This is a genomic window from Micromonospora phytophila, assembly GCF_023656545.1.
Classification (GTDB): domain Bacteria; phylum Actinomycetota; class Actinomycetes; order Mycobacteriales; family Micromonosporaceae; genus Micromonospora; species Micromonospora phytophila.
The window spans coordinates 1-19899 of sequence record NZ_JAMOKF010000075.1 but is presented as its reverse complement, the minus strand read 5'-3'; the positions used below and the strand labels follow the sequence as shown (position 1 = coordinate 19899).

General features: G+C 72.5%; 21 protein-coding genes and 1 pseudogene. 11 read left to right on the top strand and 11 right to left on the bottom strand.

All coding sequences use genetic code 11. From position 1 onward, the window contains the following. From NCC78_RS12455 to NCC78_RS12445, 3 genes are all read left to right on the top strand, one after another. Window positions 1-603, top strand: a 603-nt coding sequence (locus NCC78_RS12455) for a glycerate kinase (protein ID WP_250794571.1), incomplete at its 5' end; no start/stop codon positions are given. Window positions 604-774: 171 nt separating this feature from the next. Continuing rightward, window positions 775-1143 (top strand): iron-sulfur cluster insertion protein ErpA, encoded by a 369-nt coding sequence (erpA, locus tag NCC78_RS12450; protein ID WP_250794570.1) that lies wholly within the window; start codon window positions 775-777, stop codon window positions 1141-1143. A 274-nt stretch (window positions 1144-1417) separates the two neighbouring features. After that, window positions 1418-2395, top strand: coding sequence for a carbohydrate kinase family protein (locus tag NCC78_RS12445; RefSeq protein ID WP_250794569.1), 978 nt, complete (start codon window positions 1418-1420; stop codon window positions 2393-2395). A 55-nt stretch (window positions 2396-2450) separates the two neighbouring features. On the opposite strand, the gene NCC78_RS12440 is transcribed toward NCC78_RS12445, so the two are convergent. Beyond that, the gene (locus tag NCC78_RS12440) at window positions 2451-2684 is read right to left on the bottom strand and encodes a sulfurtransferase TusA family protein (protein WP_250794567.1); all 234 of its coding nucleotides are present in this window, start codon (window positions 2682-2684) and stop codon (window positions 2451-2453) included. Next, a complete protein-coding gene (locus NCC78_RS12435) occupies window positions 2681-3832 on the bottom strand; it encodes a cysteine desulfurase family protein (RefSeq protein WP_250794565.1) in 1152 nt (383 codons plus the stop codon). Before NCC78_RS12435 ends, NCC78_RS12440 begins: the two co-directional genes overlap by 4 nt. Before the next feature lie 198 nt (window positions 3833-4030). Between NCC78_RS12435 and ctaC the strand changes: the two genes are divergently transcribed. Both ctaC and NCC78_RS12425 read left to right on the top strand, forming a co-directional pair. Beyond that, window positions 4031-5005, top strand: coding sequence for an aa3-type cytochrome oxidase subunit II (ctaC, locus tag NCC78_RS12430; protein WP_250794563.1), 975 nt, complete (start codon window positions 4031-4033; stop codon window positions 5003-5005). Window positions 5006-5015: 10 nt separating this feature from the next. Next, on the top strand, window positions 5016-5444 hold the full coding sequence (locus NCC78_RS12425) for a cytochrome c oxidase subunit 4 (protein WP_250794561.1): 429 nt from the start codon (window positions 5016-5018) through the stop codon (window positions 5442-5444). A 130-nt stretch (window positions 5445-5574) separates the two neighbouring features. Here NCC78_RS12425 and NCC78_RS12420 read toward each other — a convergent pair whose 3' ends face one another. The 4 genes from NCC78_RS12420 to NCC78_RS12405 all read right to left on the bottom strand — a co-directional run bounded on the left by NCC78_RS12420 (window position 5575) and on the right by NCC78_RS12405 (window position 8526). Next, window positions 5575-5781 carry a hypothetical protein gene (locus tag NCC78_RS12420; protein ID WP_250794559.1) on the bottom strand — a complete coding sequence of 69 codons (207 nt, stop codon included), beginning with the start codon at window positions 5779-5781 and terminating at the stop codon, window positions 5575-5577. Between the two features lie 116 nt (window positions 5782-5897). After that, the gene (gene trpD, locus NCC78_RS12415; RefSeq protein WP_250794557.1) at window positions 5898-6944 is read right to left on the bottom strand and encodes an anthranilate phosphoribosyltransferase; all 1047 of its coding nucleotides are present in this window, start codon (window positions 6942-6944) and stop codon (window positions 5898-5900) included. A 136-nt stretch (window positions 6945-7080) separates the two neighbouring features. Further along, on the bottom strand, window positions 7081-7476 hold the full coding sequence (locus NCC78_RS12410; RefSeq protein WP_250794555.1) for a helix-turn-helix domain-containing protein: 396 nt from the start codon (window positions 7474-7476) through the stop codon (window positions 7081-7083). Between the two features lie 105 nt (window positions 7477-7581). After that, window positions 7582-8526 (bottom strand): cytochrome c oxidase assembly protein, encoded by a 945-nt coding sequence (locus NCC78_RS12405; protein ID WP_372495120.1) that lies wholly within the window; start codon window positions 8524-8526, stop codon window positions 7582-7584. 108 nt (window positions 8527-8634) lie between these two features. Between NCC78_RS12405 and ctaE the strand changes: the two genes are divergently transcribed. The 5 genes from ctaE (at window position 8635) to NCC78_RS12380 (ending at window position 13786) form a co-directional block, all read left to right on the top strand. After that, complete coding sequence (gene ctaE / locus NCC78_RS12400) at window positions 8635-9234, top strand: aa3-type cytochrome oxidase subunit III (RefSeq protein WP_250794554.1); 600 nt, start codon at window positions 8635-8637, stop codon at window positions 9232-9234. A gap of 72 nt (window positions 9235-9306) precedes the next feature. Continuing rightward, the gene (qcrC, locus tag NCC78_RS12395; protein ID WP_250794553.1) at window positions 9307-10143 is read left to right on the top strand and encodes a cytochrome bc1 complex diheme cytochrome c subunit; all 837 of its coding nucleotides are present in this window, start codon (window positions 9307-9309) and stop codon (window positions 10141-10143) included. Window positions 10144-10210: 67 nt separating this feature from the next. Beyond that, window positions 10211-11299 carry a cytochrome bc1 complex Rieske iron-sulfur subunit gene (qcrA, locus tag NCC78_RS12390; protein WP_250794551.1) on the top strand — a complete coding sequence of 363 codons (1089 nt, stop codon included), beginning with the start codon at window positions 10211-10213 and terminating at the stop codon, window positions 11297-11299. After that, window positions 11296-12927, top strand: a complete 1632-nt coding sequence (gene qcrB / locus NCC78_RS12385; RefSeq protein ID WP_250794549.1) for a cytochrome bc1 complex cytochrome b subunit — start codon at window positions 11296-11298, stop codon at window positions 12925-12927. Before qcrA ends, qcrB begins: the two co-directional genes overlap by 4 nt. A gap of 193 nt (window positions 12928-13120) precedes the next feature. Beyond that, window positions 13121-13786, top strand: a complete 666-nt coding sequence (locus tag NCC78_RS12380; protein WP_250794547.1) for a DUF4142 domain-containing protein — start codon at window positions 13121-13123, stop codon at window positions 13784-13786. Between the two features lie 91 nt (window positions 13787-13877). On the opposite strand, the gene NCC78_RS12375 is transcribed toward NCC78_RS12380, so the two are convergent. From NCC78_RS12375 to NCC78_RS12355, 5 genes are all read right to left on the bottom strand, one after another. After that, the gene (locus NCC78_RS12375) at window positions 13878-14165 is read right to left on the bottom strand and encodes an Lrp/AsnC family transcriptional regulator (protein WP_250794545.1); all 288 of its coding nucleotides are present in this window, start codon (window positions 14163-14165) and stop codon (window positions 13878-13880) included. After that, window positions 14162-15058 carry a nucleotidyltransferase family protein gene (locus NCC78_RS12370; protein WP_250794543.1) on the bottom strand — a complete coding sequence of 299 codons (897 nt, stop codon included), beginning with the start codon at window positions 15056-15058 and terminating at the stop codon, window positions 14162-14164. The genes NCC78_RS12375 and NCC78_RS12370 overlap by 4 nt, the downstream gene beginning before the upstream one ends. After that, window positions 15055-15597, bottom strand: coding sequence for an NUDIX hydrolase (locus NCC78_RS12365; protein WP_250794542.1), 543 nt, complete (start codon window positions 15595-15597; stop codon window positions 15055-15057). The genes NCC78_RS12370 and NCC78_RS12365 overlap by 4 nt, the downstream gene beginning before the upstream one ends. Before the next feature lie 53 nt (window positions 15598-15650). Continuing rightward, window positions 15651-17441, bottom strand: coding sequence for a RelA/SpoT family protein (locus NCC78_RS12360; RefSeq protein WP_250794541.1), 1791 nt, complete (start codon window positions 17439-17441; stop codon window positions 15651-15653). Window positions 17442-17571: 130 nt separating this feature from the next. Continuing rightward, window positions 17572-19326 (bottom strand): DEDD exonuclease domain-containing protein, encoded by a 1755-nt coding sequence (locus NCC78_RS12355; protein WP_250794539.1) that lies wholly within the window; start codon window positions 19324-19326, stop codon window positions 17572-17574. Between the two features lie 127 nt (window positions 19327-19453). Between NCC78_RS12355 and NCC78_RS12350 the strand changes: the two are divergent. After that, window positions 19454-19899, top strand: a pseudogene (locus NCC78_RS12350) (hypothetical protein); the annotation flags it as partial.

The following is a 19899-nucleotide window of genomic DNA, read 5'->3' as shown; positions in this document are numbered from 1 at the left end:
CTGCGCGGGGCCGCCCTGGTCGCCGCCACCGACGTGGACAACCCGTTGCTGGGGCTGCACGGCGCGAGCAACGTGTACGGCCCGCAGAAGGGCGCCAGCCGCGCCGACGTGCTGCTGCTCGATGCCGCCCTGGAACGCTGGGCGGCCGTGCTGGAACGGGACCTGCCCGGGTGCCCGCCGGGCCTGGGCGTGCTGCCCGGCGGCGGCGCGGCCGGCGGGCTCGGTGCGGCGGTCCTCGCCCTCGGTGGGCGCTGCGAGTCCGGCATCGGCCTGGTCACCCGGGCGATCGGGCTGGAGGCCGCGCTCGACGCGTGCGACCTGGTGATCACCGGTGAGGGCTCCTTCGACCACCAGTCGCTGCGCGGCAAGGTGGTCGCCGGAGTGGCCGGGGCGGCCCGGGACCGGGGAGTGCCCTGCGTGGTGCTGGCGGGGCGGGTGAGCACCGGCCGGCGCGAGGCCGCCTCCGCCGGGGTGACCGAGGCGTACAGCCTCGTGGAACATTTCGGGGGCGAGGAGCGCGGCGGGGTCGAGGCGGCGATGGGCCGGCCCGCCGAGGGGCTGCGGGCGCTGGGCGCGCGGCTCGCCCGGCAGTGGAGCCGCTGAGCGCCCGTCGGGGCGTGCGGGCGGCGGGACGACCTGCGCCGCGAGTCACGCCACCCGGGCCGACTTCGGCGGGGCGGCGTAGGATCGGATCTGGACCACACCGGGAATCACTGGACGACGCGCGACGTTGGCCAGTGCGTCCGGACCCATACCGCGCAGGGAGATTTCCACGTGACCACGCCAGCGCAGACCGAGTCGACCGAGGCCAAGGCCCCCACGTCCGTCGTCCTCACCGACGTCGCGGCGCAGAAGGTCAAGGCCCTGATCGAGCAGGAGGGCCGCGACGACCTGCGGCTCCGGGTCGCGGTGCAGCCCGGTGGCTGCTCCGGCCTGCGGTACCAGTTGTTCTTCGACGAGCGGTCGCTCGACGGTGACGTCGTCACCGACTTCGACGGTGTCGAGGTCGTCGTCGACCGGATGAGCGCCCCCTACCTCGCCGGCGCGACCATCGACTTCGCGGACCGCATCGACGCCCAGGGCTTCACCATCGACAACCCGAACGCGGGCAACTCCTGCGCCTGCGGCGACTCGTTCAACTGAGTCGACCTGTCTCTGCGACAGCGGGGCCGTCCTCCGGGACGGCCCCGCTGTCGCGTTCCAACCCGCTTGACCGCTCCGCGGCGCAGCGGCCCCGCCGCCCCGGCCGTTCGCCCGTACGCCGCCTGGTCGGTGTCGCCCGGCCGCCCGCCGGCCGGATCGGCGCGGTGACCAGGGAGGGTGAGCGGGAGGCGGCCGTCGGGCGACCGACCGGTCACCGCCGGGTTTCCGGGCCGGTAGGCTGACCGGCGCCCTGCTCCCGACCCCGAGGGTTGACATGAAGATCGCCGTGACCGGCTCGATCGCCACCGACCACCTGATGAGCTTCCCCGGCCGGTTCGCCGACCAGTTCATCGCCGATCAGCTGCACAAGGTGTCGCTCTCCTTCCTGGTGGACGACCTGGTGCTGCGTCGCGGCGGGGTGGCGGCGAACATCGCCTTCGGCATGGGCCAGCTGGGCCTGCACCCGGTCCTGGTCGGGGCGGTCGGCGCGGACTTCGCCGACTACCGCTCCTGGCTGGAGCGGCACGGGGTGGACTGCGAGTCGGTGCACATCAGCGAGGTGGCGCACACCGCCCGGTTCGTCTGCACCACCGACACCGACATGTGCCAGATCGCCTCCTTCTACGCCGGGGCGATGAGCGAGGCCCGCAACATCGAGCTGGAGCCGGTCGCGCGCCGCCTCGACGGGCTGGACCTCGTGCTGGTCGGCGCGAACGACCCGGAGGCGATGCTGCGGCACTCCGCCGAGTGCCGGGAGCGGGGGTACGCCTTCGCGGCAGACCCGTCCCAGCAGCTCGCCCGGATGCCCGGCGAGGACGTCGTCGCGCTGATCGAGGGCGCCGACTACCTGATGACCAACGACTACGAGAAGTCGCTGCTGCAGAGCAAGGCCGGCCTCTCCGACGAGCAGCTGCTCGACCTGGTCAAGGTGCGGGTCACCACGCTGGGCAAGCACGGTGTGGAGATCGCCGGCCGGGACATCGACCCGATCCACGTGCCGATCGCCCGGGAGATCCGGGCCGTCGACCCGACCGGCGTCGGCGACGGCTTCCGGGCCGGATTCTTCACCGCGCTCTCCTGGGGCCTCGGGCTGGAGCGGGCCGCCCAGGTCGGCTCCCTGCTCGCCACGCTGGTGCTGGAGACCGTCGGCACCCAGGAGTACCAGGTCCGCCGCGACCTGTTCGTCAAGCGCCTCGCGGAGTCGTACGGAGACGTGGCCGCCGAGGACGTCCGCGTGCACCTGCTGCCGTGACACCGGTCCCGGCCGCGTTCGCCCGGCTGCCGGGGCTGGCCGGGAGCACCGGGGGTCAGTGCCGGCGGCGCACGTCGTAGGCGGGGCCGTCGGGGCCGGTGACGGTGCCGAGGAACTCCTGGCCGCGCATCCGGCACCAGGCGGGAAGGTCCACCGCCGCCGCCGGGTCGTCGGCCAGCACCCGCACCACCGTGCCGACGGGCAGCTCGGGCAGCCGCCGGGCGACCGCGATCACGGGCAGCGGGCAGCGCTGGCCACGACAGTCGAGGATCTCCGCCGGCGCCGTCACAGCCCCACCACCCCCGCCTCGGCACGCAGGTCGGCCACGATGCCGGGCAGTTCGGCGAGGAACCGCTCGACGTCGGCCTCCGTCGTCTCCCGGTGCAGCGACACCCGCACGTTGCCGTGCGAGAGCACCCCCATCGCCTCCAGCACGTGCGACGGGCGCAGCGTGGACGAGGTGCAGGAGGAGCCGGAGGAGACGGCGAACCCCCGCCGGTCCAGCGCATGCAGCAGGGCCTCGCCGTCGACGTACAGGCAGGAGAACGTCACCAGGTGGGGGAGACGGTGGTGGGGATCACCCACCACCTCCACGTCCGGCACCTCCGCCGCCACCCGGGCCCGGATCCGGTCCACCAGCGGCGTCAACCGGGCCGCCTCGGCGGCCGCGTCGGCCGCCGCCGCGCGCAGGCTCGCCGCCGCCGCCACCACCGCCGGCAGGTTCACCGTTCCCGGCGTACGCCCCGACTCCCGGTCGTCGGCCGGCCAGGGGGACTCCCAGCGGGCGCCCTTGCGGACCACCAGCAGCCCCACCCCGGGCGGGCCGCCCCACTTGTGCGCGCTGGCGCTCAGCACCGACCAGCCCGCCGGCACCGGCACCCGGCCCACCGCCTGGGCGGCGTCCACGTACAGCGGCACCCCCGCCTCGGCGCACGCGGCGGCCGCCTCGGCGACCGGCTGCACGGTGCCCACCTCGTGGCTGGCGGCGATCAGGGCGGCGAGCGCCACCCCCGGCGCCCGCACCGCCTCGGCCCAGCCGTCCAGGTCGACCCGGCCCAGCCGGTCCACCGGCACCTCGGCGGCAGTCCCGCAGCCGGCCACGTGCCGCTCGGCGGCGTGCAGGACGGCGGAGTGCTCGATCGCGGAGTGCACCAGGGCGGTGCCGACCCGGCGGCGGCCGGACAGGCCGCCGAGCACGGCGCCGTGTGCGGCGGCCGTACCGCTGGGGGTGAAGGAGAGCTCGTCGGGGCGTACGCCCAGGGTCTCGGCGGTCGCCGCCCGCGCCGCGTCGAGGAGCTGGCGGGCCCGGCGGGCCTGCGCGTAGAGCTTGCCGGGGTCGGCCCAGCCGTCGTCGAGGGCCGCCAGCAGCGCCTGCCGGGCGACCGGATGCAGCGGCGCGGCGGTGGCCGCGTCCAGGTAGACCGGGGAAGCGCTCACGGGAGTCAACGCTATCGCGCGGGTATGCCCAAGATCCCCCCGATGGGGGGCGGAGAGTGACCCCAACACGGTCGAGCCCGTCATGGTCGAGTAATCTGCGACCGTCGGTGACGCCTTTGCCGCCGGTGCTGTCGCTCCGCCCGGCGGAGGCCGGCAGAACAGAACAGACACCGCGGCGCGCTAGGGAGGCAGGACCAGGTGGTCGCAAGGAGTTCGGAGGTACGGCCGTCGGCCGTACGGCACAGCGCTTCCCGAGGAGCCAGCGGGCGCCGGGGACGTGGTGCTGGTCGGCTCGCCGGGCTCGGTCTCGGCGGAGCGGCGCTGCTGGTCCTGCTCACGGGCTGCGACGTCGGCGGGGCCTTCGGCGGCTTCGGCTGGCCGCAGGGCGGCATCACGCCCGAGTCGCGCCGGATGTACGACCTGTGGATCGCCTCGTGCATCGCGGCGCTCGCGGTCGGCGTGTTCGTGTGGGGCCTGATCTTCTGGTGCGTCGTGCGCTACCGCAAGCGGGGCAACGAGCTGCCGGTGCAGACCCGTTACAACATGCCGATGGAGTTCCTCTACACCATCGCGCCGATCCTGATCGTCTCGGTGCTCTTCTACTACACGGCGGTCGTGCAGACCGACGTGGTCCGGACGACCAAGAACCCCGACGTCACGGTCGAGGTGGTCGCCTTCAAGTGGAACTGGCAGTTCAACTACCGCGACGGCCAGGGCCGGGAGGCCAACACGGTCGCCTCGGTGCTCGGCACCAGCGAGGTCATCCCGATCCTGGTGCTCCCGACCGACCGGTCCATCCGGTTCGAGGAGACCAGCCGCGACGTCATCCACTCCTTCTGGGTGCCGGAGCTGCTGTTCAAGCGGGACGTCATGCCGGGCAAGATCCGCAACGTGTTCGAGGTCTCCAAGCTCGAGGCCGAGGGCGCCTACGTGGGCCGCTGCGCCGAGCTGTGCGGCAGCTACCACGCCTTCATGAACTTCGAGCTGCGGGTCGTTTCCCCGGAGAAGTACGACCAGTTCCTGGCCGCCAAGCGGGACGGCAAGTCCACGCAGGACGCGCTGACGGCCATCGGCGAGAAGCCGTACGCCCAGACCACGCGGCCGTTCGAGACGCGGCGGAACACGGCCAACTTCAACCCGGACAGCGCTGCCCCGACCGGCGCGGGAAGCTGAGGGATCAGCCATGAAGACCGAGTGGCGCATCTTCCTGATCATCGCCGGGTTCCTGCTCTTCGCCACCGCCCTCTACGGCGGGTGGACCGCCGCCGACGCCGGCGGCCAGGTCGAGTGGGTCGGCACGGTCGCGCTGCTGCTGAGCTTCCTGCTCTGCGCGATGTGCGGCGGCTTCTTCTGGTTCGTCTCCCGCCGGATCGACCTGCGGCCGGAGGACCGGCCGGACGGCGAGATCGCCGACGGCGCGGGCGAGATCGGCTTCTTCAGCCCGGGCAGCTACTGGCCGTTCGGCCTGGCGCTGGCCGCCGCGATCTCCGGCTTCGGCCTGGTGTTCTGGCAGTTCTGGCTGCTGGGCCTGGGTCTGGTGGCGGTCGTCTTCGCGGCCTGCGGCCTGCTCTTCGAGTACTACTCCGGCACCCGGCGGACCGCCGAGCACTGAGCCGCCGACCGCGGCCCTGAGCATCAGAAAGGCCCGCTTCCCCTCGGGGGGAGGCGGGCCTTTCTGCTGCGCCCGCCTCCCCCCGAGGGGAAGGTGGCGTGCCGCTCAGGGAGGGAGGGTGGCGTGCCGGTCAGGCGGCGCGGCGCTGGGCGGCCGGGCGGCGCCGGCGGTCGGCCAGGCGTGGGGCGCGGAACGTGAAGGTGGCGATGAGCACGGCCGTGCCGCAGCCGGTGCAGATCAGCTCGGGGCAGTCGGCGCCGTGGCCGTCGAGGCACGGCGGCGCCTCGAACGGCTGAACGCCCTCGCAGGTGTCGCAGTGAAGCTCGCGGTCCGACACGGGCGTTTCCTCTCGTCCCTGGTGGCCCGCCGTAGGCGCCGGAGCGCACGACGGAAGTGGAAATTACTCAGCTGTAGTTTCCCACGGGGGTACGACAACCTCCCGCGCGCCACGGGTCAGAGGGAGCGGGCGACCTCGATCCAGCGGTCGAGGGTGCGGGCGGCGGCCCCGGAGTCGATGGAGGCGGCGGCCCGGTCCATCCCGGCGCGCAGCGCCTCGGTCAGGTCGCCGTCGAGCGGGCCCTGGGTGGCCAGCGCCGCCGCCGCGTTGACCAGGACGGCGTCGCGTACCGGGCCGGTTTCGCCGGCCAGCAGGCGGCGGACCACGTCGGCGTTGAAGGCGGCGTCACCGCCGCGCAGGTCGGCCAGGGTGGACCGGGGCACCCCGAGGTCGGCCGCGTCCAGCACCGCCTCTCTCACGGTGCCGCCCTGGGCCGCCCAGACGCGGGTCGGCGCGGCGGTGGTGAACTCGTCCAGCCCGTCCTCGCCCCGCATCACCAGCACCGAGTCGCCCCGGGCGGCGAAGACGTCGGCCATCACCGGGGCCATCCGGCGGTCGAAGCAGCCGACGGCGGCGGCCCGCGGCCGGGCCGGGTTGGTCAGCGGGCCGAGGAAGTTGAAGGCGGTCGGCACGCCCAGCTCCCGCCGGGTGACCCCGGCGTGCCGCATCCCGGGGTGGAAGCGGGCGGCGAAGCAGAAGCCGATGCCGGCCTCGGTGACGCACCGGGTCACGCCCTCCGGGCCCAGGTCCAGCGGTAGGCCGAGGAACTCCAGCACGTCGGCGGTGCCGCAGGAGGAGGAGGCGGCCCGGTTGCCGTGCTTGACCACACGGACGCCGGCGCCGGCCACCACCAGGGCGGTCATGGTGGAGATGTTGACCGTGTGCGCGAGGTCTCCGCCGGTGCCCACCACGTCCAGCGCGGTGGCGCGCAGTTCCTCGGGGAGCTCGACGAGGACCGCCCGGCCGAGCATCGCCTCGACCAGACCGGCCAGCTCGGCCGAGGTCTCGCCCTTGGCCCGCAGCGCGACGACGAAGCCCGCGATCTGGGCGGGGGCCGCCGAGCCGGACATGATCTCGCCCATCGCCCAGGCGGTGTCGGCGGTGGAGAGCTCCTCGTCACGCAGCAGCGCGGTGAGCAGGTGCGGCCAGGTCCGATCGCCCATGGCGGGCCTCCCGAGCGTACGAATGCGGGTGGGGCGGAACCGGCGCCGTTCGCTCCGGCGCCGGCCGGTCTGGCGCCGCTGCCTCCGGCGTTCCCGACCCGGGCGCCGACTGCTCCGGCGCCGAGGTGTGGGGACGTCAGGCGGGGGCGTGCGTCCGCAGCAGCTCGGCCACCGTGGTGCCGGTGGTCACCGGGTCGAGCGGGTGCACCAGGGTGGCGTCGACCTCGGCGTAGGCCGCGAGCCATCGGTCGGCGGCGCGGGCGATCACCACGCAGGTCGGGGGAGCGTCGTCCCGGTCGTCCTTGATCTGCCGGGCGATGCCGATGCCGCCGCCCGGGCTCGCCTCACCGTCGAGCAGCAGCAGGTCGATCTCGTAGTCGTCGACGAGCCGGACACACTCGGCGTAGGTGGACGCGTCGACGAACTCGATCTGGAGGCCGGGTGCCGGCCGGGTGCCGACGGCGAGCCGCATCCGGTCGCGGACCAGCGGGTCGTCGCTGTAGAGCAGGACGGTGCAAAGACGATCGCTCATGGATGAACTGCTCCCACCTCGTAGCTGCCCGCTGATCGTACCGGTCGGTGTGAGGTTGGTGACGTCCCGCCCGGCGCGGTCGTCGGGGCGTACCGTCGGCGCAGCTCAGGAGGCCGACTCCGCGGCGCGCTGGCGGGCCTCCTGGCGGTCCAGGTCGCGGTCGACCCGGCGGGCCTCCCGCTCGGCCTGCCGCATCCACTGCACGACCAGCACCGCGAGCATGGTCACGCTGACGAACTCGCCGCCGGCCCAGAGGATGCCCCCGGCGACCACCTGGTCGTTCCACGGGTCCGACCAGGCCAGCCCGAGCGACGGGTACCAGTCGCCGCCGAAGAGCGTGGTGCTCTGCATGATGGTGAGCCCGAGCACGGTGTGGAACGGCACGGAGAGCAGCATCAGCAGCGCCCGGGCCGGGTACGGCCAGCGCCCGGGGAGCGGGTCGAGCCCGAGCAGGGGCCAGAAGAACACGCAGCCGGTCATGATGAAGTGCGCGTGCACCACCTCGTGCGCCCAGGCGTGCTCCAGGGTGTAGCGGTACAGGTCGCTGAAGTAGAGCGCGAACGGGTTGACCACGAAGATGGCGAACGCCACCAGCGGGAAGGTGTAGATCCGCGCCACCCGGCTGTGCACGACCGCCAGCAGCCGCTTGCGGGGTCGTTGCGGCAGGGTGCGCAGGGCCAGCGTCACCGGGGCGCCCAGCGCGAGGAAGATCGGCGAGATCATCGAGAGCACCATGTGCTGGACCATGTGCACCGACAGCAGCGCCGTGTCGTACGCGTGCAGGCCGCTGACCGTGACCGCCGCGATGCCGCCGAGGCCGGGACCGATGAAGAAGACGGTCCGGGCGACCGGCCACCGGTCGCCCCGCAGGCGCAGCCGGTGCACCCCGTAGAGGTAGATTCCGGCGGCCAGCACCAGGCCCACGGCCAGCCAGCTGTCCAGCCGCGTCTCGGTGAACACCGAGGTGACGGTGAACGGCGGCGGTGTGGCCTCGGCCACCACCGGCGCGGCCACCGAGGTGGCGGCGGAGATCAGATCGACGTGCAGCACGCTTTTCAGCCTAGGTCAGGCGAACCGGACCACCCAGATCGGGCTGCGAATGCCACGGGATTGCCACCCCGCTGATCGGCGGCGCCGGTCGCGGGCAATAATGACCGCGTGACTGCGGCCCCAGCCATTGACAAGAGCCGGATCCACTCCCTGACCAGACCCAACATGGTCAGCGTCGGGACGATCGTGTGGCTCTCCAGCGAACTCATGTTCTTCGCGGCGCTGTTCGCGATGTACTTCTCCATCCGCGCTGCGGCGCCGGAGCAGTGGGAGAAGCACACCGAGCACCTCAACATCCCCTACGCGACCACCTTCACGGTGATCCTGGTGTTGTCCTCGGTGACCTGCCAGCTCGGGGTGTTCGCCGCCGAGAAGGGTGACGTGCACGCGCTGCGGCGTTGGTTCACGATCACCTTCGTGATGGGCCTGATCTTCGTGCTCGGCCAGGTCAACGAGTACCGGACGCTGGTGCACGAGGGTGTCAAGATCAACGAAGACGGCTACGGGTCGATGTTCTACCTGACCACCGGCTTCCACGGTCTGCACGTGACCGGCGGTCTGATCGCCTTCGTCATCTACATGATCCGCACCACGATGGGCCGGTTCACCCCGGCGCAGGCCACGTCGGCCATCGTCGTGTCCTACTACTGGCACTTCGTCGACGTCGTGTGGATCGGGCTCTACGCCATGATCTACTGGCTTCAGTGATCTTGGCGCGTCACGAACCGCGCCGCTGCCCCGTCCCCTGAGACAAGGTCCAACCGGTTAAGGACACAGGTCATGACTTCTGACAACGACCGCCGACGCGGTCTGCTCGCGCGGCTGCGCGAGCGGCCCGCAGCGCGCAGCAGGGGCCGCCGCCGGCTGGGCGCCGCGGTCCGACTGTTCGCCGCGCTGATGTTGGCCGGCGGCGCCTACACCGTCTTCGCCCCCGGTGTGCAGGCGCAGGACAACCCGCCGCTCACCGGTGCCGCCGCCGAGGGCAAGGCGCTGTTCGACGTGAGCTGTGTGACCTGTCACGGTCGCAACGCGCAGGGTGTCGAGGGGCGCGGGCCGAGCCTGGTCGGCGTCGGCGCGGCCTCGGTCGAGTTCCAGGTCGGCACCGGCCGCATGCCGATGGCCCGCCAGGAGGCCCAGGCGCAGCGCAAGCCGAAGGTCTTCACCGACGAGGAGATCCGCCAGCTCGGCCAGTACGTCCAGGAGCTCGGCGGCGGCCCGATCGTGCCGGAGGGCGACGACCTGCACTCCGACGCCAACATCGCCGCCGGCGGCGAGCTGTTCCGGATCAACTGCTCGCAGTGCCACGCCTTCGGCGGCGGCGGCGGCGCGCTCTCGTCCGGCAAGTACGCCCCGAGCCTGCGCCCGGCCAGCGACCGGCAGATCTACGCCGCGATGCTCAGCGGCCCGCAGAACATGCCAGTCTTCGGCGACAACCAGATCACTCCGGAGCAGAAGGCGGACATCATCGCCTACATCCAGGAGACCCTGAAGCACGACCAGGACCCGGGCGGGTTCAACCTGGGCCGGTACGGTCCCTCCACCGAGGGACTGGCGATCTTCCTGGTTGGCATCGTCGCCCTCGTCTTCGCTAGCCTGTGGATTGCGGGCAAGTCGTGACCGGGCGGATCATTCGATTCAGTGCTTCGGTGCCGCGGCTCGGCACCGCGCGTAGCGAGGTGACGGCATGACCACGCACACCGAGCACCAGGCCCAGCAGGGCCGGGAGCCGCTCGACGTGAACACCCCGGGGCTCTCCCAGTTCGACATCGTCCGCGAGGGCGCGCGCCGGGACGACATCGAGATCGTCCACTACGAGCCGCAGGTGATCCCGGGCACCAAGGCCGAGCGCCGGCTGACCCGGGTGGTCGCCTCGTTCTTCCTGCTGACCGGTCTGGCGGCGACCGCCTTCCTGGTCATCTACATCTGGTGGCCGTGGCAGTACGCCCCGGGCCGGGGCGGCGACAAGTGGTACACCCCGCTGCTCGGCGTCACCCTCGGCGTGGCCCTGCTCGCCGTCGGTTTCGGCATCCTGACCTGGGGCAAGAAGTTGCTGCCCAAGGAGGTCTCGATTCAGGACCGGCACGAGGGTGCCGTCGCCGAGGACGACCGCACGATCACCGGCCACACCATGCTCTACATGGCCGAGGAGATGGGCGTGAAGCGCCGGCCGCTGCTCGGCATCTCGCTGCTGGCCGGTCTCGCGCCGGTGGGCGCGGTGGCCGCGGCGCCGCTGGTCGGCGGTCTGATCTCGGACCCGCACAAGAACAACCAGATGTTCACCACCGGGTTCGCCCCCGCCGAGGGTGGCGAGAAGATCCGGCTGGTCCGTGAGGACGGCCGTCCGGTCCGCCCGGCGGACATCAGCACCGGCGGGCAGATCACCGTCTTCCCCGGCATCGACCACGGCATCAGCAACAAGCACGCGGACTCGCCGACCCTGCTGATCCACCTGCGGGACTCCGACGCGGACGAGTCGCGCCAGGCCAACGAGCGGGTCGGCCACGGCGACTACATGTGGGGCAACTACGCCGCCTACTCGAAGGTCTGCACGCACGCCGGCTGCCCGGCGAGCCTGTACGAGCAGCAGACCAACCGTCTGCTCTGCCCGTGCCACCAGTCGCAGTTCCTGATCACCGACAACGCCCGGCCCATCTTCGGCCCTGCCAGCCGCCGGCTGCCGCAGTTGCCGATCGAGGTGGACTCCGAGGGCTACTTCGTGGCTAAGTCCGACTACACCGAGACCGTCGGGCCCGACTTCTGGGAGCGGCCGTGAAGCGCAGAAAGTTTGACATGGCAGCAGCGCCGGGCAACGCCGCCCGGGGGTTGGACGACCGCTTCCAGGTGGCCACCCCCCTGCGCAGGCTGCTGAACAAGGTCTTCCCCGACCACTGGTCGTTCCTGCTGGGCGAAATCGCGCTCTTCTCGTTCGTGATCCTGCTGCTGACCGGTGTCTACCTGACCTTCTTCTTCGAGCCGGCGATGACCGAGGTCGTCTACAACGGCAGCTACGCCCCGCTGCGGGGCACGCCGATGTCGGCCGCGTACGCCTCCAGCCTGGACCTGTCGTTCGACGTCCGGGGTGGTCTGATCATGCGGCAGATGCACCACTGGTCGGCGCTGCTGTTCATGGCCGCCATCGTGGTGCACATGCTGCGGGTCTTCTTCACCGGCGCGTTCCGCAAGCCGCGTGAGACGAACTGGATCATCGGCTCGCTGCTCTTCTGGGTCGGCTTCCTGGCCGGCTTCACCGGCTACTCGCTGCCGGACGACGGCCTCTCCGGCACCGGTCTGCGGATCGCTTCGGCGATCATGCTCTCCATCCCGGTGATCGGCTCCTGGGTCACCTCGTCGGTCTTCGGCGGGGAGTTCCCGGGCGACATCATCATCAGCCGGTTCTTCATCGCCCACGTGCTGCTCATCCCGGGTCTGCTGATCGCGCTGATCAGCGTCCACCTGGGCCTGGTCTTCAAGCAGAAGCACACCCAGTGGCCCGGCCCCGGCCGGACCAACGGCAACGTGGTCGGCGAGCGGATGTTCCCGCGCTACGCGCTCAAGCAGGGCGGCTTCTTCATGGTCGTCTTCGGCGTGGTCGCGCTGATGGGTGGCTTGTTCCAGATCAACCCGATCTGGCTGTTCGGCCCGTACGAGGCGTGGGTGGTCTCGGCCGCCAGCCAGCCGGACTGGTACGTGATGTTCCTCGACGGCTCGACCCGGCTGATGCCGGCCTGGGAGATCCCCATCCCGATCGGTGACGGGTACGTCATCCCGCCGCTGTTCTGGCCGACGGTCGTGCTGCCGGGCATCCTGGTGGGCCTCTCCACGCTCTACCCGTTCCTGGAGGCGCGCCACCTCAAGGACTACCGCAGCCACAACCTGCTCCAGCGGCCCCGCGACGTTCCGGCCCGGACCGCGGTGGGCGCCATGGCGGTGTCCTTCTTCGTGGTCCTGACGCTCTCCGGCGCCAACGACGTCATCGCCGACAAGTTCCAGATCAGCCTGAACGCGATGACCTGGGCCGGCCGGATCGGCCTGCTGCTGGTCCCGCCGCTGGCGTACTACGTCACCTACCGGATCTGCCTCGGCCTGCAGCAGCACGACCGGGAGGTGCTCGCCCACGGTGTCGAGACGGGCATCATCCGGCGCCTGCCGGACGGCCGGTTCGTCGAGGTGCACCAGCCGCTCAGCGCGGCGAACGGGCACGCCGACGGCCACGGCGCACTGGAGTACGTCGGCTGGGTCGTGCCGAAGAAGATGAACCGGCTCGGCGCGCTCGGCCCGGCCATCCGCGGCTTCTTCTACCCGATCGAGAAGCCGGCCGAGGCGCCGGTCTCGCCGGGTCACCCGCCGGTCGAGCCCCGACCGGAGCGGGAGGAGATCAGCAGCGGCGAGAGCCGTCGCTGACCCCCGCGACACCTCGACGTGGCGCCCACCGGAGTCCTCCGGTGGGCGCCACGTCCGTTTTCCCTCCCCTTGGGTCGCTCCCGCAGTCGGAGGCGGGCCCGCTCCGCCGCCGGTGCCTGGGGTGCGCCGGTCGCAGGAATAACCCCGGTCAGCCGGGTATCCGTGCGGTCCAACGTCTCATTGGGGGGGAAGCATGTTGGGTATCAAACGCCTCGGCCTGCTGGCCGCGCTGGTGCTGGTGGGAGTGGCGCCCGCTGCGGTGGCACAGGCCGCGGCGCAGCCGTCACAGCAGGACACCCAGTACCTGCAGGCGATCCATCAGAGCAACCTGTTCGAGATCACGGCGGGTGAGCTGGCCCAGCAGAAGGGCCAGAACCAGGGGGTCAAGGACCTGGGGGAGCGGTTCAGGACGGACCACACCCAGTTGGACCAGTCCGTGCAGCAGACCGCGACGCAGCTCGGCGTCGAGCTGCCCGACGAGCCCAGCGCCGATCAGCAGGCCGTTCTGGAGCAGCTGAACAACGCCAGCGGCGAGGAGTTCGACCGGCTCTGGGTGACCAGCGAGCTGAACGGTCACGTCCAGTCCATCCAGGCCACCCAGACGGAGATCTCGCAGGGCTCCGAGCAGTCGGTGGTCCAGCTGGCCCAGACCGCCCTGCCGATCCTGCAGGCGCACTACGACGCGCTGGTCCAGCTGGCCGAACAGCTGGGCATCCCGGTCCCGCAGACCGGCGCCACCGGCCCCGCGAGCCCGGGTGGCACCGCGCCGGCCCCGCCGGCTCCGCCGGTTCCGCCGGCTCCGGGTGGCACCGCCCCGGCCCCGGGCGACACCGAGACGCCGGCTCCCACCGGGAGCTGACGCCGAACGACGACGGCCGGTCCACCCGCACGGGTGGACCGGCCGCCGTGTGGCCGGACGCGGACGTGGCGCCGGGGCGCGGCGTCCGCGGTCAGTCGGCGTTGGCGAGGCCGATCGCGAAGGCCTCCTCCAGGTCGTGCCGGGAGTACGCCCGGAAGGCGATGTGCGACTCGGTGTCGAGCACGCCGGGCACCTTGGAGATGCTGCCGGCGATCACCTGGGCGATCTGTTCGAACTCCCGGACCCGGACCATGGCGATCAGGTCGACGTGGCCGGCCACCGAGTAGACCTCGCTGACGCCGGGCAGGTTGGCCAGGGCCTCGGCCACCTCGGGGATCGAGTCGGTGGCGCAGTCGATCAGCACGATCGCGGTGATCACGGCACACTTCTCCGTTCGTCGACGTCGTGGCCCATGCTAGATGCTCCTTCGACGGTGAGGTCCGCGCCGGCGCGGATCATGTCGATCAGGCGCTCGCCCGGGCCGACGGTGGCGCCGGGCCAGACCACCGTGCGGGTGACGTCGCCGCGTACGACCGCGCCGGCGCCGATCACCGACTCCCGGCAGCGGCCGGTCACCGTGGCCGTCGGGTCGACCAGGCCCGCGCCGCCGGCCGCGTGCAGGTTGGCCGCCAGGTAGTCGGCCGGGGTGCCGGTGTCGTAGAAAATGCCGGGGTAGGGCATCACGGTCAGCGCGCCGGCCGCCTCCGCGGGACGCCAGAGGGCCCGGACCAGGTCGCCGAACGCCACCGGCAGCTCCCTGACCAGCCGCCAGGGCAGCAGCGAGAAACCGGTGAAGACGTGGCCGTCGAAGGTGCCGGGCGCCGCCGGGTCCGCGGCGGGCTGGCCGAGCAGGCGTACGGAGTCGCCGTCCCAGTCGCGCAGCAACGCGGCGATGTCCGGCCCCGGTGGCCTCGCCGGGTCGGCCAGGTAGGCGTCGGCGTTGCCGACCAGCACCCCGCGTCCGGCGATCCAGTCCCGCAGGTTGGCGACGCCGCCCGCGGTGCCGAGCGGGTCGCCCGGCTCGACCGAGAGGTGGGCGCGGTCGCCGACGTGCTCGACCACCTGCCCGCCGAGGTAACAGGCGTTGACGGCCACCCGCCCGGGCCCGGTCATTCCGAGCCCGGCCAGCCGGGCCAGCGCCCGGTCCAGCAGCGGCACGTTCCCCACCGGGCAGAGCGCCTTGGGCAGCCGCTCGGTCAGCGGCCGCAGCCGGGTGCCCTCGCCAGCGGCGAGCACCACGGCGCAGACCTCACCGGCCGCAGGCGTGCTCACGGCCGCGTGTCGGGCACCGGCGGCGGGAACTGTCCGGCCAGCGGCCCGATGTCGTAGTACGCCAACAGCCGGGCCGTCGGCCAGGTCAGCTTGGGCAGGTCGTCCAGCGGGTGCCAGGCGGCCTCGAAGACTTCCGCGCCGTCGACCGCCAGCGCGGTGGTCGACGCCGGCACCTCGGCGGTGAACACCACGTCCACCCAGCCCTTGGCGTGCACCACCGCGTTCGGCACGGCGGGGCGGAGCTGGCTGGGGGAGAGCCGGACGCCGGACTCCTCGTACAGCTCGCGCGCGGCGCCCACCACCGGGGCCTCACCCCGTTCCAACAGCCCGGCGGGGAGGCTCCAGCCCTTGCCGGGCGGCTGGCGCAGCAGCAGCAGACGACCCGCCCCGTCGGCCTCCGCGTCGCGGACCAGGGTGACCGCGCCGACGATGTACTTCGGCACGGCCAGCCGGACCAGGCGTCGCCGCACCGGCAGCGGCAGCCGGTAGAAGACCTGGTAGGCGAGGGCTCGTCCGGTGGCGCGCGAGCGGGGGATCATGAGTCCAGGCTAGTGGCCGCGAGGAACGCTCGGACGCCCCGGGGCCGGTGGGGTCACTGCCGGTGGTCCACCAGGTCGATGAGCTGGCGTACCACGGTGTCCGGCTCGATCACCCGGTCGAAGACCGCGACCAGCAGGGTCTCCAGGTCGGGGTAGCCCAGCTCCTCGGAGAGCCGGAGCAGGGGCAGGTCGCTGGCCAGGCCGCGGTCGTGCTTGCGCAGGGCCAGGCCGATGGTGGCCCGACCGAGGCGGACCTTGTCGGTGATCGAGATGCCGGGCTCGGTGTGTTCGGCGAACCATCGGTTGATCTGCATCTGCGCGTGCGGCGACTTGACGAAGCCGAGCCACTCCCGGCGTGGCCCGTGCGAGGCGGCGTCGGCGTCGGAGTCGTCCTCCGCGTCGGTCTCGGTGAAGATCTCCACCACGTCGCCCTCGTCCAGTTCGGAGGAGAGCGGCGCGAGTCGGCCGTTGATCCGGGCGGCGAGGCAGCGGTCGCCGCGCTCCGTGCCCAGCTCGTACGCCAGGTCGACCGGGGTGGCCCCGGCCGGCAGCACCACCTGTCGTCCGTCGGCGAAGACCTGGATCTGCGCCTCGGCGAGGTCGCAGCGCAGCGACTCCAAAAACTGCGCCGGGTCGGCGGCGTCCTGCTCCCAGTCGAGCACCCGGCGCAGCCAGTCGAGCTGCTCGGCCCGGGCCGTCGCGCTGCCACCGGCGCGCGGGAAGCGGAACTGGGCGGCGATGCCGTACTCGGCCGAGCGGTGCATCTCCTCCGTGCGGATCAGCACCTCCACAGTGCGGTCCTGCGGGCCGCAGACGCTGGTGTGCAGGGAGCGGTAGAGGTTGTTCTTGGGTGAGGCGATGAAGTCCTTGAAGCGGCCGGCGATCGGCCGCCAGATCCCGTGGACCGCGCCCAGCGCCGCGTAGCAGTCGGTGGCGGGCCCGTCGACCACCACGGCGATGCGGGGCAGGTCGAAGGGGGTGCCGTGGCCACCGGCCACGGTGTCCTTCCAGATCGAGTAGAGGTGCCGGGGGCGGGGGGTCACCTCGGCGTCGACCCGGCTGCGGCGCAGCGCCGCCTTCGCCCGGGAGACCACCTCCTCGAGGTACGCGTCCCAGCCCGGCCGGTCGTGCACGTGCCGGGCGATCCGGACGTGCTCGTCGGGCTCCAGGTGCAGCAGCACCACGTCGTCGAGTTCCCGCTTGAGCGTCTGGATGCCCAGCCGGTCGCAGAGCGGGACCAGCACCTCCTGGGTGGCCCGGGCGATCCGCTGGCGGGAGGCGGCCGAGCGGACGCCGAGGGTACGCATGTTGTGCAGCCGGTCGGCCAGCTTGATGATCAGGACCCGGACGTCCTTGCCGGCCGCGATGATCATCTTGCGGATCGTCTCGGCCTCGGCGGCCTTGCCGTAGAACGCCTTGTCGAACTTGGTCACCCCGTCGACCAGGTGGGCCACCTCGTGCCCGAAGTCCTCGGCGAGCGCCTGGAGGGTGTAGCGGGTGTCCTCCACCGTGTCGTGCAGCAGCGCCGCCACCAGGGTGGTGCTGTCCATGCCCAGGTCGGCGCAGATCTGGGCGACCGCGAGCGGATGGGTGATGTAGGGCTCGCCGCTCTTGCGGAACTGCCCCCGGTGCATGTTCTCCGCGATGGTGTAGGCCCGGCGCAGCACCGAGGGTTCGGCTCCGGCGTGGATCGCCCGATGCGAGCGGACCAGCTGAGTCACCGGGTCGGTCTCGGTGGTCGGCCAGGTCAGCAGCGACCGCAGCCGCCGGGCCAGCGGCAGCTCGCCCGGCTGGGTCGGAAGGGCGCCCCCCAGGGCGGCGCCGTGTCCGGCGTCGACGTCCACGTGGGACACCTCCTCACCCCGGCTCCACGGTCGCCGACACCCCGGCAACCGGGAGCAGGCCCACGAATCGGGCAGGACTGCACTTCTCTAACAGCCTAAGCGAGTCGACGTAGTCCGATCGGTCACTTGGTCATGAGCGTTCGGTCGAGACTTGGTGGGACGCGGCGCCCTCGGCCTTGCTCAGCAGATCCCGGAAGCGGGCCGCACCGGCCACCGGGGACGCCCAACCTGAGGAGACCTCGACCAGCCGGGTCTCCGGACGCTCCAACCAGGACAGGATGCGTTCGGTCTCCTCCGCCGAGGCGCGGGGAATCGGGCCGTGGCCCGGCGGGACCGTCTCGGCGGTCGCCCGGATCGCGGTGATCGTCGGTCGAGGGTGGACACCGGGCGGCGACACCCCGGCCCCGGCCAGCCGGCCGTGTCGCACCAGCGCCAGCTCCCACCCGCCGCGGGCGGCCGGGCGGGCGGCAGCCAGCTCGGCGATCCCGGTCAACGCGGTCAGCCGCTGCATCCGCACCGCGGCCCGCAGCACCGCGACGAGCCGGGACCGCACCACCGCCGCCTCCTCGTAGCGCTGGTCGCGGGAGAGGACCTCGATCCGGGCGAGCAACGCGTCGACGACGGGCTGTGGGTCGCTGGTGGTCGCGGTGCGGAACGGCGCGGCGGCGCGGAGGTCGTACTCCTCGGGGGTGATCCGGTGCTCGCAGGGCGCCGGGCAGCGACCCAGCTCGGCCAGCGCGCAGGCCGGCGTGACCGTGCGCAGCGAGAGCCGGTGGGTGCACTGCCGCAGCGGCACGGCGTCGTGGAAGCCCGCCGCGGCAAGCTCTGCGGCCCGACGCGAGCTGAACGGGCCCAGGTAGGCGTCGTCGCCGGGGGAGATGCCCCGGACCACCGACAGCCGGGGGTATGGCCCGTCGGTCAGCTTCAGCCAGACCACCCGCTCCGGGAACTTGGAGCGCCGGTTGTACGGCGGCGCGTGCGCGCCGATCAGCCGCAGCTCGCGGACCTCGGCCTCCAGCGAATGGGCGCACTCCACCGCCTCCACCCGCTCGGCCGCGGCGAGCATCTCGGAGATCCGGGCCCGCTTCTCGGCGGCGGTGAAGTAGCTGCGCACCCGGGTGGCGATGTCGACCGAGGTGCCGACGTAGAGCGGGCGGTCGTCGGCGGCCCGGAAGATGTAGACCCCGGGGGCCTTGGGCAGCCCCTCGGCCAGGTGCCGCTTGCGCCGCTGGGTGGGCGTGACCGCCCTGGCGAACTCGATCGCGTCGCCGACGGTGTCGACCCGGTGCCCGGCGAGGCGGGCGATCAGCCCGTGCAGCACGTCGACGGTGGCCTTGGCGTCGTCGAGCGCCCGGTGGGTCGGCTGGGTGGCGGTGCGGAAGTAGGCGGCCAGGGTGCCGAGCTTGCGGTTGGGCACCTCGTCGCGGGTCAGCACCCGCCGGGCCAGCGCGGCGGTGTCGAGCACCCGCGGGTTGGGCCAGCGGTAGCCGTGCTTGGCGCAGGCGGCCTTGAGGAAGCCGACGTCGTAGGGGGCGTTGTGGGCCACCAGCACGGCGTCGGAGATGAACTCCAGGAAGCTCGGCAGCACCTGCTCGATCGGCGGTGCGGGCAGCAGCATCGCCTGGGTGATGCCGGTGAGCACCGTGATGAAGGGTGGAATGGGCACGCCGGGATTGACCAGGGTGGCCAGCACGCCCAACTCCTCGCCGCCGCGCACCTTCACCGCGCCGACCTCGGTGATGCCGCCGCCGTCCGGCGCGCCGCCGGTGGTCTCCAGGTCGACCACCACGAACGTCGTCGCGTACAGCGGCAGAGCCGGGTCGACCCCGCCCGCGCCGGGGTCGAAGCCGGCCAGCGCCGCCTGGACGTACTCGGTCTGTGCCATCCGCGGCACGCTAGCGCCCCGGTCCGACACTCCCGTCCCAACGGCACCAGACGGCACCACCGGTCTAGGATGAGAGATCGGCTCACTCACCGGGCGGTGGGCCCGGTCCCGGTGGGAGACTTGCCACATGCCCCTCACCGAGCCGTACGACGACCACCTCCCCCAGGAGGAGTCGGTCGTCGCTGCGCAGGTGGCCGGTGGGGGCGCCCCGGACGAGGCCGGCGCACCCGACGACCCGACGACGGACGCCGCGGGCGACCTGGCAGCCGCCCCCGACGACGGTGCGGCGGAGGCCCCCGCGGTCGAACCGGAGCCCGTCCTGCCCGAGCCGGTCCGGCAGCGGATCGTGGCGCTCAGCGCCGCGGCGCTGCCCGGGCTGCCCGCTGACGAGGTCCCGGTGCCGCTGCGCCGGGTGGCCAAGTTCGCCCCCAACCGCCGGGCCCGGCTCGGCGCGTTCAAGCTGATGCGCTCGGCCGCCGCGTACTGGCGTGGGTCGGAGAAGAACCCGCAGCTCCAGCGGGTCTACGGCACCGCCTGGCCGACCCGGGACGAGCTGAAGGCGTACCTGAAGCT